Here is a 16,316-nt window from a genome sequence, read left to right as displayed (position 1 = left end):
AAGCGTAACAGGCACTAGATTGGTGTCGCGCGGGCGCGGTCGAGTTCAGTGCGGCTGCCGAATTATGGGCGAAAGCTGGAAGTGGCAGCAAACCATCGTCGGCTATGCTGGTTGCATGACACTTCCCAACCTGACTGCCCTGCTCGGAGAACTCTCGCACCCTCAGGTACGAGACCTGACCTGGACGCTGCTTTCTCCGCCGCTTCTGAACAACCCGCCGGCCCCGCAGCGACACCCGCTGTCGGCCAGCCGCTGGACCGAACGACCCGATGAGTTGGCCGACTGGCTTTGCCTGCTCGACAAGCAGCCCTCGATTCTTGAGACGTGGCTCGCGCAGCGCAGCATCAGGCGCCTCGGCCTCTATTACGAGCGACTCTGGCAATTCGCGTTGTGCCAGGCACCTGATGTCGACCTGTTGGTAGCAAACCTGGCCATCCACCAGGACGGGCAGACGCTCGGCGAACTGGACCTGCTGGTTCGCGATCAGGAGGGCGTTCATCACCTGGAGCTGGCAGTGAAGTTCTACCTCGGGCTTGGCGACCAGACGGCGACGCATGAGCGTTGGTTCGGCCCCGGCAGTCACGATCGGCTCGATATCAAGCTAGAACGGCTGCGCGAGCATCAACTCAAGCTACCCAGCACGCCTGCCGCCAAGAGCTTATTGAGTGAGCTGACCTGCCGCGAAATCCAGAGCGCACTCTGGCTCGGCGGTTACCTGTTCCAGCCGGTACAGGGTTGTGTCCCACCGGCTGGCGCCAACCCACATCATCTTGGCGGGCGCTGGGTGCGCCATCAGGACTGGCAGGGCTTTGTCGCCGGCGACGCTAAGGCCTGCTGGCAGCCTCTGCCTCGCCACGCCTGGCTCGCACCAGCCGACATGAAGGCAGACGCGGTCTGGTCACGACCGGATTTTGACCAGTGGGTTGATGACATCGAAGGCCAGCGCCAGGCAAAGCTCCTGGTCCGTCTTGAGGCAGAACCGAACGGGAACTGGCTTGAGCAAGAACGTCTGTTTCTAGTGCCTAACTGCTGGCCAGCCATGTGACCAGCGCCTGGCTTCGTGAAAATGTCACGTGTATCCGGCACACTCAACGACGGAAGTCCTGAAGTCTTTAATACCGTTAGAGTTTCCTGTTAATGGGTGCGAACGAAACCGGATCACCTCCGCTGGAACAGTCCAAACCCTGGGCTATCTTCCTGGTGTTTTTACGCCTGGGCCTGACCTCATTCGGCGGGCCAGTCGCCCATCTTGGTTATTTCCGAGAAGAGTTCGTCCATCGCAGGCGCTGGCTCGACGAGCAGGGTTATGCAGATCTGGTCGCGCTCTGCCAGTTTCTTCCTGGCCCAGCCAGCAGCCAGGTCGGCATTGCCATCGGCTTGCTGCGTGGTGGTTATCGTGGCTCGCTGGCTGCCTGGAGCGGCTTCACTCTCCCCTCGGCTATTGCACTGGCCCTGTTCGCGCTGGGTATCAGCCGCTGGGGCGATGCCGTCCCAGACGGGCTCCTTCATGGCCTGAAGATCGTCGCGGTCGCCGTTGTGGCACAGGCGGTATGGGGAATGGCGCGCAACCTTTGCACGGATGGGCTACGGATCACCTTGGCAGTGCTGGCAGCCTGCGTGGTTCTGCTGGCCTCTGGGCCTTGGGCGCAACTTCTCGTGATTGTCCTGGCCGGCGTCGCTGGCCTGCTGATGTTCCAGTCTAACAAGGCTGCGGATCTGGTGCCCTTTCGACCGAGGGCGAAACGCCTGACAGGTGTTCTCGCCCTGCTCATCTTCTTCATCCTCTTGTTCGCATTACCGGCACTGGCGGCTGCCTCCTCAAGCCTGACGCTAGCCATGATTGATAGCTTCTACCGCGCCGGCGCGCTGGTATTCGGCGGCGGGCATGTCGTACTACCACTTCTGCAGGCAGAGGTCGTCCCGAGCGGATGGGTCAGCAACGATACCTTTCTTGCCGGCTATGGCGCAGCGCAGGCCGTTCCTGGCCCATTGTTCACGTTCTCTTCCTTTCTCGGTGCGTCAATCGAGGGTGGCAATGGCGGGCTGATCAACGCCGCGGTGTGCCTGCTGGCTGTATTCGTTCCGTCATTTCTATTGGTGTTCGGCGCCCTGCCGTTCTGGGATCGTCTGCGTGCCAACGGGCATATGCAGGCGGCACTGGGGGGCGTCAATGCCGCCGTCGTCGGGTTATTGCTAGCGGCGCTGTACAATCCGGTATGGACCAGCGCCATTTTCAGCGCAGTCGATTTCGCCCTGGCACTGATTGCACTCGTCGCACTCATGGTCTGGAAGTTGCCGCCATGGCTCGTTGTACTGGCTGGAGGCGCAGCCGGCTGGCTGCTCGCAGTCGTTACCTAGCGAGTCGGTTCAAGCACTGCGCTCGGTACGGCCTCCAGAGCGCGCGAGATAACCGCGACCCTGTTCGCACAGAAATGATGAGTAGGCTTCGACTGAAAGCCCATCTAGACCATCACGAAGCGCATAGGCATTGAAACCCAGTTGGGTCAGCAGAAAGACAGCACTGGCGCTGCGCTTGCCGCTGTCGCAGTAACACAGATACAACCGCCCCTGCTTCAGCAACCGCGTTTTCAGCCGCAACAAGTGCAACGGCATATTCAACGCTTGTTCAGCGTGCCCTTGCTCGTATTCTTCCAAGAGACGCACATCAAGCCACTGAGCTCCATTGGCAACCAGCACGCTTGCCTCTTCAAGACCCAGCTCGTCCACCACCGGCGCCTTCAGTAGCGCAAGGAAATCCTCACGCGCCAGCTTCAATACGCAGCCGTCTTCGATCAGCGTCACGGTGGCATTGCGCGGACTGTCGGTAATCAGCGCCTCCTCGCCGAAACAGGCCCCAACGTCCAGCTCTGCCACCACCTGCCCGTCGCGACCATGGCCAGTCACGACTTCAGCCCGCCCACTTTTGAGAAAATAACAGCACTCGCCCGCCTCACCTTCACGCAAGAGCACATAGCCCGCCGGCAGATCGATGGGAGAAAGCCTGCCAAGCATGTCTCGCACATTCACAGGCGGCACCTTGGCGAACAGCGGATTTTCGAGAAGAGCTTCAAGCCAATCAGTGAGCTCTCCAGCCGTAGCCAGTTCAAGCAACAGATCGGCTTTTGCGTGATGACAAGACACCAGCTGGTCCAGCTGTGCACTATCGATACAGAGCACAGTTGCCGCTTCCACGGCGCGTGCGCTATAGAGACGAGTGCTTGCAGCCAATGGGTGACAGCTCTCAGGCGATCCTGCAACCACGAACGATTCGCCCTCTGGGCCGCAGACAGCCAATGTGCCGCTGAGCAGAAAATAGCTCAGGCCCGAGGGCTGGGCCTTGTCAAACAGGGACTCGCCGGCGGCCAGCGCTCGGTGCTCGAGTCGTTGACGAAGCAGCTGCAACTGACGCGGAGACAGGGTATTGAGCGGGACCAGGCGGTGGAATAGGTCAGGAAGCAGCGGCTTGTTCATCCATGAGTTCCAGAGGACGGGATTATCAGCACAGCAGATCGGCCAGCTGCGCCTCGGCAGCTCTACGACCTTGTAATCCACCGGTGTGGACGAAGATAAGCCGGGTGCCTGGCGCAAAATACCCGGCCTGCGCTTGAAGGCGCAATGCCATTATCGCTTTTGCTGTGTATACGGGCTCCAGTGGTAGCCCCGACTTAGCCTCCGTTTCCACGAGAAAGCGGGCAAGTGATGGGTCAAAACGACCAAAGCCACCACGACTGGCATCGAAAAGCTTATAGCCCGCATCCGCGGCCCCGGCATCGAGAAGGAGTCGGCCTATACCCTCCGCCACGCGGTGCGAAAGAGGGCCCGCAAGCGCGCCATGGACTACCTTTCCACGTTGCTGCGCCTCACCGATAACCAAGCCAGCCAGCGTGGTACCAGTGCCGGCCGCAAGCCACCAACCGTCGTAGTCGCACCATCCAACATCGGCGAGCCTAGACTGAACGTGCGCCACAAGCGGGACACAACCTAGAGCGCCGTCAAGCCCGCCTCCGCCCTCGGGCACGCCGTAATAGCCTGGATAACGATCGAGCCACGCATCGAAAAAATCAGCTCTGTGCCTCTCACGATAGCCGCCATAGCCAAGCCAGTGCAGCTGCATACCGAAGCGCTGAAGATCTTCAACCGTCGCAGTCTGCTGCGGATGGCCGCGAAGCAAACCGACACTGGCCAGGCCATAACGCTGGGCAGCTGCCGCGAGGGCATGGAGATGGTTCGAATGTGGACCGCCGAGGCTAACAAGTCCCGGCGCGCCGCGCGAAAGAGCAGCGGCCAAGTGATTGGTGAGTTTGAACCACTTGTTGCCGGACAACTCAGAATCCACAAGATCGAGACGCAGCACGGCGACGCTTAGGCCAGCGTCACTCAACCAGGGCAAAACGAGCGGTTGAAGGGGCGCATGAATCAGGCTCGGCGCGATGAAAGAGATGGGCGTGATCCTTTCAACTACCGGTACGCATGCGACCTTGAGACCGGTGTCTGGCGCAGCAGTTGGATTCGCCGGTTACGAAACGAGCGGGTGAATCGATCTTGTCCAATGGCATGTTGCAGCGCTCACCACTGGTCAAGGCCGCCACGCAGGTCGGCTGTTGAAAATGATCGACCCATTGCCGGTACTGCTCTGCTGAAACCGAGCACTTAGCGGCCGCGTAGGCCAGCGGGTCATGTTGATAGCGGGTCAGATCCTGAAGCGGAATGGTTAGATGGCCGGCGCCAGGATGATAGGCCATGAACACCACACCGAGCCGCGAGAGCCGTTCAAGCGTGCGATCTCCACTCTGCTCGGCCAGCACGGTGCATTGTTTCTGTAAGGCTTCGATTTCTTCCTGAAGCTGCGCGTCTAGCTCATTGCGGTAAGCCAACTCGACATCACGGATGGCAATCTGCTCTTTATATTCAGCGACTGCTGCGGCTACCTGCACCTGTAGATCGGAGCTGAAGCGAACCCTCGCAGCTTCAGCTTCTTCACGACTGTTTTGCTCAAGGGCTCGCAACTGCTTGCTCATCTCTTCGCGATTACTTTGAAAAACCTCGGCCTGAGCTGCCAGTTGATTACGGAGATCAGCGGCGTGCTGCTCCTGCTTGAGCAGCGCACTGCGCAACTCGGCAATCTCGTTTTGCAACTTTGTCTGTTGCTGCGCTGCCGCCTCGCGCAGCTTGGCAACATCTGCTTCGCGTAATTGCTCAAGGTTGGCAATTCGCAAGCGCTGCTGTTTGATCAACTGAGCCGCTTTCTGCCGCTGCTCCTGTTGCAATTGCTCGGAACGATGCGTGGCGGCTTGCTTGGCCATATCAGGCGAGTACCAGGTGTCTTCCGCCACCATTTGGAGGCGTTCGGTCGGCACTGCCTGCGGAGCTTCCTCTTCAACCAGCAGACCCAACTGGTTACGCTTGATGCGATCTCGCAACATGACGAAATGGTTGTTGCCCTGCGCTACCTGCGGGTCCCACAGGTGCATCTGATACCAGGAAACCGGGCACTGGCTGCGGCAAGCCAGACGAATGGGCCCTGCGCCGAGATCCGGGCCGCGCCCTGTACGCTCGGCAAGGCTGCGCAGCGGGATATTCCAGCCATTGTCGGCCGATCCGTCTTCATTGAAGTCAAGGTAGAAGAACACAGCGGCACGGATTTGCAGCCGTGAGTTGACCAGCAGGTAAACGACTCGCATCTGCTTGTCGGCGAACTCGGGCATGGTCACCACGCCATCGAGCATGGCCTCGAATTCGGGATAGAGCATTTCCTTGCAGACGCCGCCGTCATTGAAGAACAGCACGGCTTCGACCGTCTGCGGTTTGATCTGCATGCTCGGCTTCCTCAACAGCTTGAACGGCCAGCGAATTTACAGGTTGCCGATTGAATCCAGCCAACCCGCGACTGGCGCAAGTGTAAGGGAAAAAGCAAAACCGGCAATGTGACTCGGTTGGCAGCGACTCTGGTGGCGGTAAGGGGTGCCAAAAACGCTTCAGACAAATTGTGAACAGGTCGGACTAAAGCCCGTCAGTTCTATTTAACACCGCGAGCTGAGGTGCCAGGCGCCGACCCATCTCCTCGCCTAACGCCTGTAGCCCACTCATCGGGCGGACCATTACTTCAAATTCGACAATCAGTCCCGCCTCATCGAAGCGAATCATGTCAATGCCTTTTAGTTGACGATCGCCGACGCGAGCGCTGAACTCCAGCACGACGTCCAAACCGCCGGTGCTGGCCAGCTCGCGGTGATAAGTGAAGTCTTCTAGTACCTTCATAACGGTGTTGAGGATGAGATTGACCGCGTTAGCGCTCTTGTAGGGCGTGAACGCCATTGGCGAGCGAAACACCGCCTGCGGGTGCAACAGCTCAGGTAACTGGCTGAGATCGCGGGCTTTAATCATCTGATGCCATCGCTGCAAGGTTGCGGCAGCGGCCTGTTGTAGCGAAAGCGATGTGCTCATGTCATTGCTCCTGAACAAAAAGCCCCGCTTTGAAGCGGGGCTTAGGAGTTACACTTCAGCGGCTAGCCGTGAACCCTGATTGATGGCGCGCTTGGCATCAAGCTCTGCGGCAACGTCAGCCCCGCCGATCAGATGAACCTGGCGCCCCGCTGCCTCGAGCTCAGCCTGCAACTCACGTAGTGGGTCCTGGCCAGCGCAGACAATGACCGTATCAACCGGTAGCACCTGCGGCTCACCATCTGCCACACGAATGTGCAGGCCTCTATCGTCGACCGCCAGGTATTCAACAGCGCTGATCATCTGCACATGCTTGTTCTTGAGCCCCGTGCGGTGAATCCAGCCGGTGGTCTTGCCCAGGCCGTTGCCGACCTTGGACTTCTTGCGCTGCAAGAGATAGACCTGCCGTGCCGGCGCGTGCGGCTCCGGCTGGACGCCTGCCACCCCACCCCGTGCTTCCAGCGCAAGGTCAATACCCCACTCGCGCCAGAACGCCTCTCTGTCGAGGCTGGTCGAGAGGCCGTTGTGTGTAATGAATTCGGATACGTCGAATCCGATCCCACCGGCACCGATGACTGCCACGTGCTGCCCAACCGGCTTGCGTTGAAGGATCGCATCGATGTAGCTGATCACCATCGGATGATCGATGCCTGGGATATCAGGCGTGCGGGGCGCGATGCCGGTCGCCAGGATGATTTCGTCGAAGCTACCAGCTAGCAGATCGGCGGCCTTTACGCGCGTGTTGAGGCGGACGTCGACACCTGTGCTTTGCAGCTTGCTCTTGAAATAACGCAGGGTTTCGAAGAACTCTTCCTTGCCCGGCACAAGCTTGGCGATATTGAACTGACCTCCGATCTCATTCGAGGAATCGAACAGCGTCACCTGATGGCCGCGTTCCGCCGCGACAGTTGCAGCCGCAAGGCCAGCAGGACCGGCCCCTACGACAGCAATCTTCTTGATCGTGGTGGTAGGGATGTAATTGAGTTCGGTCTCGTAGCAGGCACGCGGGTTGACCAAGCAGGTTGTCAACTTCCCGCTGAAGGTGTGGTCCAGGCAGGCCTGGTTGCAGCCGATACAGGTGTTAATGGTGTCACTGCGATCCGCAGCCGCTTTGTTGACGAAATCCGGATCGGCAAGGAATGGACGTGCCATGGAAATCATGTCCGCATCCCCTTCCGCCAAGACTTGCTCGGCGACTTCCGGCGTATTGATCCGATTTGTCGTTACGAGGGGAATACCGACCTGCCCGCGCAACTTCGCCGTCACTTTGGTAAACGCCGCCCGTGGCACCTTGGTGGCGATAGTGGGAATGCGGGCCTCGTGCCAACCGATGCCCGTATTGATCAAGGTGGCCCCGGCCTGCTCGATGGATTTGGCGAGCATCACCACCTCGTCCCATGTACTGCCGCCTTCCATGAGATCCAGCATCGACAGCCGATAGATGATGATGAATCTGGGGCCAACCGCTTCGCGTACACGCCGTACGATTTCAACCGGCAGACGCATACGGTTTTCGTAACTGCCGCCCCAACGGTCAGTCCGGTGATTGGTATGAGCTACCAGGAACTGGTTGATGAAGTAGCCCTCCGAGCCCATGATTTCCACACCGTCATAGCCAGCTTTCTGAGCCAGACCTGCGCAGTTGACGAAATCACGAATCTGCTTCTCGATGCCCTCTTCATCCAGCTCGCGTGGCGTAAAGGGATTTATCGGCGCCTGGATGGCGCTCGGGCCTACCAACTGGGGGCTGTAGGCATAACGCCCGGCATGAAGGATCTGCATGCAGATCTTGCCACCCGCCTCGTGCACTGCCTGGGTAACGACCTTATGCTCTTCGGCTTCTTCGGGAGTCGACAACTTGGCTGCTCCGGCTCGCACCGAACCTTCCTCGTTCGGACCTACCCCGCCGGTAACGATCAAGCCTACGCCTCCACGCGCCCGCTCGGCGAAGAAGGCTGCCATGCGCTCGAAACCATTGGGCATTTCTTCCAGTCCGGTGTGCATCGAGCCCATCAGTGTGCGGTTGCGCAGCGTGGTGAAACCCAGGTCCAGCGGAGCCAGCAGATGCGGAAAGGCAGTCATGTTCGTTCCTCGATCAGGCGGCACAGCCTGTGCCAGATATACATCGGTTGGGTCGCCACGCCTCTATGGGCGCGGTCGCAGTGCCGTGACGATAAACAGCGCTTGCCGCGCACTCAATGACCAAAAATCACAACTACCTGACTCAAATGCGCAAAACGCTTGGCAAGCGTCAGCGCGATGCCTAGTCTCTGTGGAACGCTGCTAACGTTGTAATCCATGCCCACCTACAGCAAATTGCTCGGCATCACCACGCTCGCCCTCGCGGCACTCGTCATCTACCTCGACTGGACTCATGACCGGCCCAGTGGTCCCTTGCTGTCCGATCTTCGGGTTCTGCCAATCGAGAGCCGGGGCCAGCCGGGAGAAAACGGCAACCTGCTCGGGATCGAGACCCGACTGATGCCGGCCGACTATCAGAGCCGCGAGCGATTACGGTTGAAGTTCGCTACCTACCTCGACCAAGCACAGGAAGCCGGGCTGCTGAACCGCCAGACCATAGTAGTTTTGCCCGAGCATGTCGGCACTGGCTTGTTCGCTCTGGGCGAGAAGCCTGAAGTGCAGCAGGCCCGTACCCTACGTGACGCCATGCAGTGGATGGCCCTGAGCAACCCCTGGGACTACTTGCGTGCGCTGCTGGATAACGAAGGAGAGGATCGGCGAACCGAGGCTGTGCTGAAGATCAAGGCACGAGAGATGGCTCGTGACTATCAGGACATCTTTGGTGGGCTGGCGAAGGCGTACGGGGTGACGCTCGTCGCCGGCTCGATCGTCCTGCCGGAACCCTATCTCGACGAGGGTCGACTACGAAGCGGTACCGGGCCGCTGAGGCAGGTAAGTCTCAGTTTTTCGCCTGAAGGTAGCGTACTGGGTCCACTGCAGTACAAGAACAACCTGAGCCGATATGAGCGCCGTTACAGCGAAGCGCCCAAGGGCCTGTCGCCGTCCCTGCTGCCAACACCGGCTGGCTCCTTGGTCGTACTGCTCGGGTGCGACGGATATACACGAACTCTTCCCGATAGAGCCGAGCTGCTTGCACTACCGGGCGCGCGTGAGGATCCGACGGAAACGTGCGGCGCCGACATAACCGGCCTTACAGGACTGACGCGGATGGAGGTCCGCACGCTTGGGCTTCCCTGGAACCTGGTTGGTTCGCCCCGCAGACCAACACGGCACTTGCATGGCGATCCGGTACGGCTAACCAACCAATGGCTGCCCACTCGACCATGATCCGCCAAAGGGTTCGCCTAGGAGATCTTTCGGTCGGCTTCGTGCACAGCCTCGTCAGCGCTTTGCAGGAAAGACAAATCGACCCACAACCGCTACTGGATGCTTACGGCCTCGACCATGGGCGGCTATCGGAGCCGCGAGCACGGCTCTCCATCCCTCGCTACATGCGGCTCGGACATGCCGCAATGCAACTCGCAGGCGACCCCGCACTTGGGCTTGAAATGGGCCGATTGCGCAAAGCCGGTCACCTCGGCCTCGCTGGTGTGACCTCGGCGCAAGCCCCTACGGTACGCGAAGCCGCACGTGCCCTGATTCGCTACGAGCCGCTATATGCTTCCAACTATCGGGGCGCATCAGGGTTGCACGAAGACGCAACAGGCGCATGGCTCAGGTTCTACTCGATCAGCCCGTACAACAATTACAACCAGTTCGTCGTGGACACCGTATTGGCAAGCTGGGTTACGCAACTCTGCTCGGTTGCAGGCCGGCCGTTGGCTCCGGTTGCGGTACATATCGAATTCCAACGACCCGATTATGCCGAGCGCTACGAAACGTTGTTCGAACGGGCAGTCGACTTCGAAGCTGAGCACAATCAACTGCGGCTGGATCAAACGACACTGGCGATCCGTAACCCGGAGCACTGCCCGGGTACCTGGTACCAGCTTCTCGAACTATGCGAGGCGGAACTGGAGATTCGCACCCGTACCCGCAGTATCAGAGAGCGAGTGGCTCAGCTGCTCGGGCCGATGCTTAAAGGTCAAGAGCCCGATCTGCAGCAGGTCGCGGTAAGGCTGCAGCTGCCGCCCTGGACGCTGCGCCGCAAGCTGGGCGAAGAAGGTACCAGTTACCGCGCCATTCTCAATGACACCCGTCGCGATCTTGCAATGGCATACATCCGGGACACGGAATCGGCATTCGGCGAAATCGCCTGGCTGCTCGGATTTTCGTCTGCAGAGGCTTTTCAACGCGCCTTTAAACGGTGGAGCGGACAGACCCCTGGGGAGTATCGGCGTGCGCAAAGGCGCGCCGAGTGATCGTCACAGCTCGAACGCGTCGTCAGCCGGCTCTGGCCCATCCTGCTCTGACGCGTGCCACTCGAGAATTTCGTCTTGATAGTCGTCCATAAAGCGATCCTCTTCTCAGGTTTGGCTAGTTCTGCTCTTCAAAGGTCATGCCAACAAATTATCCTGGGCACATGACCGACACATGAAGTGCATCACATTGCTGATCACAAATAGACAACCCGGCCGACCTATTGCTCCAACGCCCATATCGCCGCCGTACGCGGGTAGACCCTGCCCGAGGTCAGGGCGTTGCCAGCCCCGCCGCAGTCATTGCCTGGCGCAGCAACCAGGCCACCACACCCAGGGCGAACACGCTCGCCGCCCAGATCAGGACCAGCCAGGTCATGCGCTTCCACAACGGCTTGGGCCCGGTTGCACCGCTTTCGTGCTTATTCTGCATAGCTTGCTCCGTGAGGACCCGTTCAGTGATAGCCGTCGTCCGCACTGACCTTGCCGCGAAATACGTAATAGCTCCAAGCGGTGTACATCAGGATCAGCGGGATGATGAGCAGTGCCCCGACCAGGGTGAAGCCCTGGCTCTGCGGCGGAGCAGCGGCTTCCCAGATACTGACAGAGGGTGGAATGATGTTGGGCCAGAGGCTGATGCCGAGCCCGCTGTAACCCAGAAAAATCAGTGCCAGCGTAAACAGAAACGGAGAATAGTGGGCGTAACGCTTGATCGACCGAAGCAGGCCGAACGTACATGCCAGAACCAGAATCGGCACCGGCATGAACAGGAGCAGGTTCGGCATGCTGAACCACCGTTCCGCGATGTCAGGATGGGTCAGCGGCGTCCAGATACTGACGATGCCGGTCACGGCCAGCACAGCCCAGACCAGCGGAATTCCGATGTCGTGCATGCGTTTTTGCAACTCGCCAGAGGTTTTCATGATTAGCCAGGTGCAACCCAGCAAGGCGTAAGCGACGACCAGTGCCAAGCCGCAAAACACCGAGAACGGTGTCAGCCAGTCCAGCGGGCCACCGCCATAGGCGCGATCGACAACCGGGAACCCATGGATGAAAGCGCCAAGTGCGACACCCTGAAAGAAAGTTGCCGCCAGGGAGCCGCCAACAAATGCCTTGTCCCAGACATGTTGCCTGGCCGCGCTGGCCTTGAAGCGGAATTCGAACGCAACGCCCCGAAAGATCAAGCCCATCAGCATGAAGATGATCGGCAGATAGAGCGCAGAAAGCACCACCGAATAGGCCAACGGGAACGCTGCGAACAGCCCTGCGCCGCCCAGCACCAGCCATGTCTCGTTGCCATCCCAGATAGGCGCCACGGTATTCATCGCAACATCGCGTTCCGAGGTATCGGCCAGGAACGGAAAGAGAATCCCGATACCGAGATCGAACCCATCCATAACCACGTACATCATGATGCCGAAGATGATGATGACGGCCCAGATCAGCGAAAGATCAACGCCCATATTCAGTTCCTCTCGCCCAGTTTGTCGCCATGATCGTGCGGGAGCGCCTCGTCAGCTGCGGAAAGTGGCCGCATGGGTGTGCGCTTCTCGCCCGGCCCGCCAGCGCCCTTCTCGTCCCCTTCGTGGATGATCGGCCCTTTGGCGATCAGACGCAGGACGTAGACGAACCCGATGCCGAACACGGCAAAGTAAATCAGGACAAACATCGCCAAGGTCAGGCCAAGTTGCCCGGCACTATGGTTGGAAACCGCATCGGCGGTCCGCATGACGCCGTAAACGACCCATGGCTGCCGTCCCACCTCAGTGGTAAACCAACCTGCGAGGATCGCCAGAATTCCCGAGGGGCCCATCAGCAAGGCGAGACGCAGGAAGGGTTTGGTATGGAACAACCTGCCACCACGACGCAGCCAAAGACTCCAGAAGCCGGTGAAAATCATCAGCAGCCCCAGCATGACCATGATCCGGAATGTCCAGAAAACGATGGTGGAATTGGGTCGATCCTCTTTTGGGAAATCCTTAAGCGCCGGGATCTGCTCTGTCAGGCTGTGCTTGAGAATCAGGCTCCCTAGGTAAGGGATTTCCACCTTGTAGCGCGTTTCTTCGCGCTCCATGTCGGGCCAGCCGAACAGTAGAAGCGGAGTCGGTTCACCTGAGGAATTGTCCCAATGGCCTTCCATCGCAGCGATTTTGGCCGGCTGATATTCAAGCGTATTGAGGCCATGAAAGTCGCCGACCACCGCCTGGATGGGAGCAACAATCAGCGCCATCCACATGGCCATGGAGAACATCTTTCGCACCGCCGGGTTGTCGTTGCCACGCAGCAGGTGCCAAGCGGCAGAACCACCGACCATGAACGCGGTCGCGAGAAAGGCGGCAATCGCCATGTGTGTGAGGCGGTACGGGAAGGAAGGGTTGAATACGATCGCAAACCAGTCCACCGGGACCACGATGCCATCGATGATTTCGTGCCCCTGCGGCGTATGCATCCAGCTGTTGGATGCCAGGATCCAGAACGTCGAGATCAGCGTGCCGACAGCCACCATCAGCGTGGAGAAGAAATGCAGCCCGGCGCCGACGCGGTTCCAGCCAAACAGCATGACCCCCAGGAAGCCGGCCTCCAGGAAGAAGGCCGTCAGCACCTCATAGGCCAGCAATGGCCCTGTAACGCTTCCAGCAAACTCCGAATAGGCGCTCCAGTTTGTCCCGAACTGGTACGCCATGACGATGCCCGAAACCACGCCCATGCCGAAGTTGACGGCAAAGATCTTCAACCAGAAATGGTAGAGATCACGATAGACCTGACGCTTGGTCTTCAGCCACAACCCTTCCAGCACCGCCAGGAAACTCGCCAACCCGATGGTGATTGCAGGGAAGATGATGTGGAACGAAATCGTGAAAGCAAACTGGATCCGCGCAAGCTCAAGCGCTTCCAAACCGAACATTTACCACCCCTCGTCAGTAAGCCGTCAGCCCCTGGCACGTTAGTCAGAGCACCCATTACTGACAGCATTTAACCTCAACCGTGCGGCTGACACCCCGTTACAGGTTGACGCAGGTCAAGGACAATCATTCGAAGTTGTGGCTTGGCGCCCTTACGCACTCTGCTTGTTTCAGGCAGCTAGCTGCCTTCGCCGGATGTGGCGAGCCGCGAATTTCAGAACGTGACGGCTGTGCCTTCGCGCGTCGATAAGCTGTCGAACGAGAAACGCCTCAGTTGCTTAAAGCGCAACAGCCGATACCGAAGCCGTCCATCGACAGCTGAACACCGAGCGCCTGAAATCAGGGGCTATCGTAACGGCACTGCAGCACTCGGCAGTCACTCGGTTGGCTCAGGTGCGATGGCGATTCCAGGCCAGCAGATGGTTTTGCTGGCCTACAGCGCGGCGCATCAACCGCGGAAATAGCCGACCTTGCGAGTGAGCTCTCCGGCAAGCGTAGTCAGGTCTCGACTCGAGGAGGCTACTTGATTGGAAGCCGCGGAACTCGCGACGGCGGAATCGTGTATGCGCGTCACGCTCTGATTGACCTCTTCGGCCACTGCGCTCTGCTCCTCTGAGGCGGTGGCGATTTGCGCATTCATTTCGTTAATCGAACCAACTTCCTGTCGGATCTTTAACAGAGCGCCCTCCGCCTCGAGTGTCTGCTCCACCGTTTGCTGCGCCATTCGCTTGCTTGTCTGCATAACCTCTGCTGCCTTGCTTGCTCCCGCTTGCAACGACTCGATCATCTCACTGATCTCGCTTGACGACTGTTGGGTACGGTTCGCCAGCGACCGCACCTCATCCGCTACGACTGCGAAGCCTCGACCGTGCTCCCCTGCACGCGCCGCCTCGATAGCCGCGTTAAGGGCTAGCAAATTGGTTTGCTCTGCAATAGCGGTGATGACCTGAAGGATCTTTTCGATGCTGCCGCTTTGCTCGGAAACCTGGCTGACCGTTTCGGTGGCCTGCTCAAGCACCTTGGCCAGGTTGTGGATCGAAATCGCCGTTTCCCCCACTACACGCGTACCGGTCTCGACTTGCTCATCGGCACTTTTGGCCGCTGTCGCGGCGCGGGCTGCAAAGTTTGCGACTTCAGTGACTGTCGCTGCCATCTGGTTGATTGCGGTTGCTACCTGCTCGGCCTCGGCCGATTGCTGCTGGATCTGCTGATTGCTGCTAGCCGACGAGGTAAGCAGCTCTGCCGAGGCCACGCCTAGCCCGTCTGCAGCGGCCCGAACCTCAGCGATGATGCCAGTCAATCGACTCGCCATCTTCGCAGTCGCACCCATGACACTGTCTGGATAGCGGGTGAGGATCACCTGCCCCAGCTCACCGTCAGCTAGATTGCCGATCACCCGAGCCACTTCGTCAGGCTCCGCGCCGAGGGTCGAACGCAGTTTGCGGATGATCAGCACCGCGATCACCGTCCCGAGCAACATCGCGATGCCTGTAACCGTAATGATGAGCATGAGAAAGCCGCTGGCCGTATCACGCACCACGGTCACTTGTCGGTTTATCGACATCTCTTGGTGGTCGATAAAGGCGTTGATCAGCCGAAGCCACTCGCTATAAGCGCCAGCGACATCCTCCAGCAGAAAGGCAAACGCCTTCTCCGAGCCCTGAGCGAACCGCATCTCCACGACTTGGCGGGTCAACTCATTGGTCTTCGCTTCGATCGCTTCGATCTGTGCCATCAGTTGCAGCTCGACCGAATCAGCGGTGCCTTGTACAAGCATTGCCTTCATTGGGACTGCCGAGTCGGCATACATCTTTGCCAGACGATCGATTTCAGCGATCCGACCCCGCGCGAAATTGGGGTCAGCGGCGCTGATCGCGTCCCGGACGGCAATCGCCCGATCATGAACGCTTCCCCGGAAATTGATTGCGTAGCGCTGCTTGAGGCCTGCCTGAGCGCTGATGCTCTTCATGGTTCGATCGATGGTGTCGACCTTGAACGCACTCACCATGGCAACGACAGCCATCAAGGCGAGGATTACAAAAAAACCGAGACCAAGGCGCTTGGACACTGACATCTGCTTATTCATTGGAAAGTCTCTGCGTGCATGCTGCAGGGCAGCCGGCAAGAAATGTCATTACGGTGCGTCAGCAGAAACTTCCTAGCCGCCCATAACCTGTACAAAAGATGGCACAATGACACCTTCTTGTACAGCTATTTCGTTTTGTCCGCGGTGAAGCAGCTTTAAGCCATTGAAAACACGTGAAAGGCAGCGCTGAGATTCAATCTCAGATTCTTTATGTACAAGTTTTGGGCGTTTGTGGAGGTATTCGGCGGTGCACATCCAGGCCAGGCACACAGGCCAGACAAAGGCGCCTCGATGAGCTGGATGACACGTGGGAGAGTGGTAACGCAGGTGCTAGCAGAAACTAAAAAAGCGGCCCTAAGGCCGCTTTTCGCGTGGCTTCCGCAGACGGGAAGCAAATATGGCGCAGCGGACGGGACTCGAACCCGCGACCCCCGGCGTGACAGGCCGGTATTCTAACCGACTGAACTACCGCTGCGCGTCGGTCGGACTTTCGTCCGGTTCGCATGGACTCTAGACTCAACCGTTGTAACTAATGGCTGATCGCCC

13 protein-coding genes and 1 tRNA gene are annotated in these 16,316 nt (G+C 59.0%); 4 read left to right on the top strand and 10 right to left on the bottom strand.

Annotated elements, in window-relative coordinates; genetic code table 11:
- Positions 1 to 115: 115 nt before the first annotated feature.
- A complete protein-coding gene (locus JQR87_RS07885; protein ID WP_407291122.1) occupies positions 116 to 1,045 on the top strand; it encodes a DUF1853 family protein in 930 nt (309 codons plus the stop codon).
- 92 nt (positions 1,046 to 1,137) lie between these two features.
- Positions 1,138 to 2,358 carry a chromate efflux transporter gene (chrA, locus tag JQR87_RS07880; RefSeq protein WP_407291123.1) on the top strand — a complete coding sequence of 407 codons (1,221 nt, stop codon included), beginning with the start codon at positions 1,138 to 1,140 and terminating at the stop codon, positions 2,356 to 2,358.
- Positions 2,359 to 2,367: 9 nt separating this feature from the next.
- Here the strand turns inward: chrA and JQR87_RS07875 are convergent, their stop codons facing one another.
- From JQR87_RS07875 to JQR87_RS07855, 5 genes are all read right to left on the bottom strand, one after another.
- Complete coding sequence (locus tag JQR87_RS07875) at positions 2,368 to 3,471, bottom strand: cyclic nucleotide-binding domain-containing protein (protein ID WP_407291125.1); 1,104 nt, start codon at positions 3,469 to 3,471, stop codon at positions 2,368 to 2,370.
- A gap of 25 nt (positions 3,472 to 3,496) precedes the next feature.
- A complete protein-coding gene (locus JQR87_RS07870; protein WP_407297779.1) occupies positions 3,497 to 4,441 on the bottom strand; it encodes a 1-aminocyclopropane-1-carboxylate deaminase/D-cysteine desulfhydrase in 945 nt (314 codons plus the stop codon).
- Between the two features lie 13 nt (positions 4,442 to 4,454).
- The gene (locus JQR87_RS07865) at positions 4,455 to 5,816 is read right to left on the bottom strand and encodes a chromosome partitioning protein ParA (protein WP_407291126.1); all 1,362 of its coding nucleotides are present in this window, start codon (positions 5,814 to 5,816) and stop codon (positions 4,455 to 4,457) included.
- 184 nt (positions 5,817 to 6,000) lie between these two features.
- Positions 6,001 to 6,444, bottom strand: coding sequence for a nuclear transport factor 2 family protein (locus tag JQR87_RS07860; RefSeq protein WP_407291127.1), 444 nt, complete (start codon positions 6,442 to 6,444; stop codon positions 6,001 to 6,003).
- A gap of 48 nt (positions 6,445 to 6,492) precedes the next feature.
- On the bottom strand, positions 6,493 to 8,523 hold the full coding sequence (locus JQR87_RS07855) for an NADPH-dependent 2,4-dienoyl-CoA reductase (protein WP_407291129.1): 2,031 nt from the start codon (positions 8,521 to 8,523) through the stop codon (positions 6,493 to 6,495).
- A gap of 216 nt (positions 8,524 to 8,739) precedes the next feature.
- Here JQR87_RS07855 and JQR87_RS07850 point away from each other — a divergent pair, with 216 nt between their 5' ends.
- Positions 8,740 to 9,750, top strand: a complete 1,011-nt coding sequence (locus JQR87_RS07850) for a carbon-nitrogen hydrolase (protein ID WP_407291131.1) — start codon at positions 8,740 to 8,742, stop codon at positions 9,748 to 9,750.
- Positions 9,747 to 10,784 (top strand): AraC family transcriptional regulator, encoded by a 1,038-nt coding sequence (locus tag JQR87_RS07845; protein ID WP_407297780.1) that lies wholly within the window; start codon positions 9,747 to 9,749, stop codon positions 10,782 to 10,784. Before JQR87_RS07850 ends, JQR87_RS07845 begins: the two co-directional genes overlap by 4 nt.
- 271 nt (positions 10,785 to 11,055) lie before the next feature.
- On the opposite strand, the gene JQR87_RS07840 is transcribed toward JQR87_RS07845, so the two are convergent.
- From JQR87_RS07840 to JQR87_RS07820, 5 genes are all read right to left on the bottom strand, one after another.
- Positions 11,056 to 11,214 carry a DUF2474 domain-containing protein gene (locus JQR87_RS07840; protein WP_407291133.1) on the bottom strand — a complete coding sequence of 53 codons (159 nt, stop codon included), beginning with the start codon at positions 11,212 to 11,214 and terminating at the stop codon, positions 11,056 to 11,058.
- A 22-nt stretch (positions 11,215 to 11,236) separates the two neighbouring features.
- Positions 11,237 to 12,244, bottom strand: a complete 1,008-nt coding sequence (gene cydB / locus JQR87_RS07835; RefSeq protein WP_407291135.1) for a cytochrome d ubiquinol oxidase subunit II — start codon at positions 12,242 to 12,244, stop codon at positions 11,237 to 11,239.
- 2 nt (positions 12,245 to 12,246) lie between these two features.
- The gene (locus JQR87_RS07830; RefSeq protein ID WP_407291137.1) at positions 12,247 to 13,686 is read right to left on the bottom strand and encodes a cytochrome ubiquinol oxidase subunit I; all 1,440 of its coding nucleotides are present in this window, start codon (positions 13,684 to 13,686) and stop codon (positions 12,247 to 12,249) included.
- A gap of 446 nt (positions 13,687 to 14,132) precedes the next feature.
- Positions 14,133 to 15,770: a methyl-accepting chemotaxis protein gene (locus tag JQR87_RS07825; RefSeq protein WP_407291139.1), complete on the bottom strand. Its 1,638-nt coding sequence runs from the start codon at positions 15,768 to 15,770 to the stop codon at positions 14,133 to 14,135.
- Positions 15,771 to 16,168: 398 nt separating this feature from the next.
- Positions 16,169 to 16,245: transfer RNA gene (locus JQR87_RS07820), tRNA-Asp, on the bottom strand.
- Between the last annotated feature and the right edge of the window lie 71 nt (positions 16,246 to 16,316).

The organism is Stutzerimonas stutzeri (assembly GCF_051028275.1).
Classification (GTDB): domain Bacteria; phylum Pseudomonadota; class Gammaproteobacteria; order Pseudomonadales; family Pseudomonadaceae; genus Stutzerimonas; species Stutzerimonas stutzeri_AS.
Note: the sequence above shows the minus strand (reverse complement) of the source record. Positions and strands in the feature narration are given on the sequence as shown.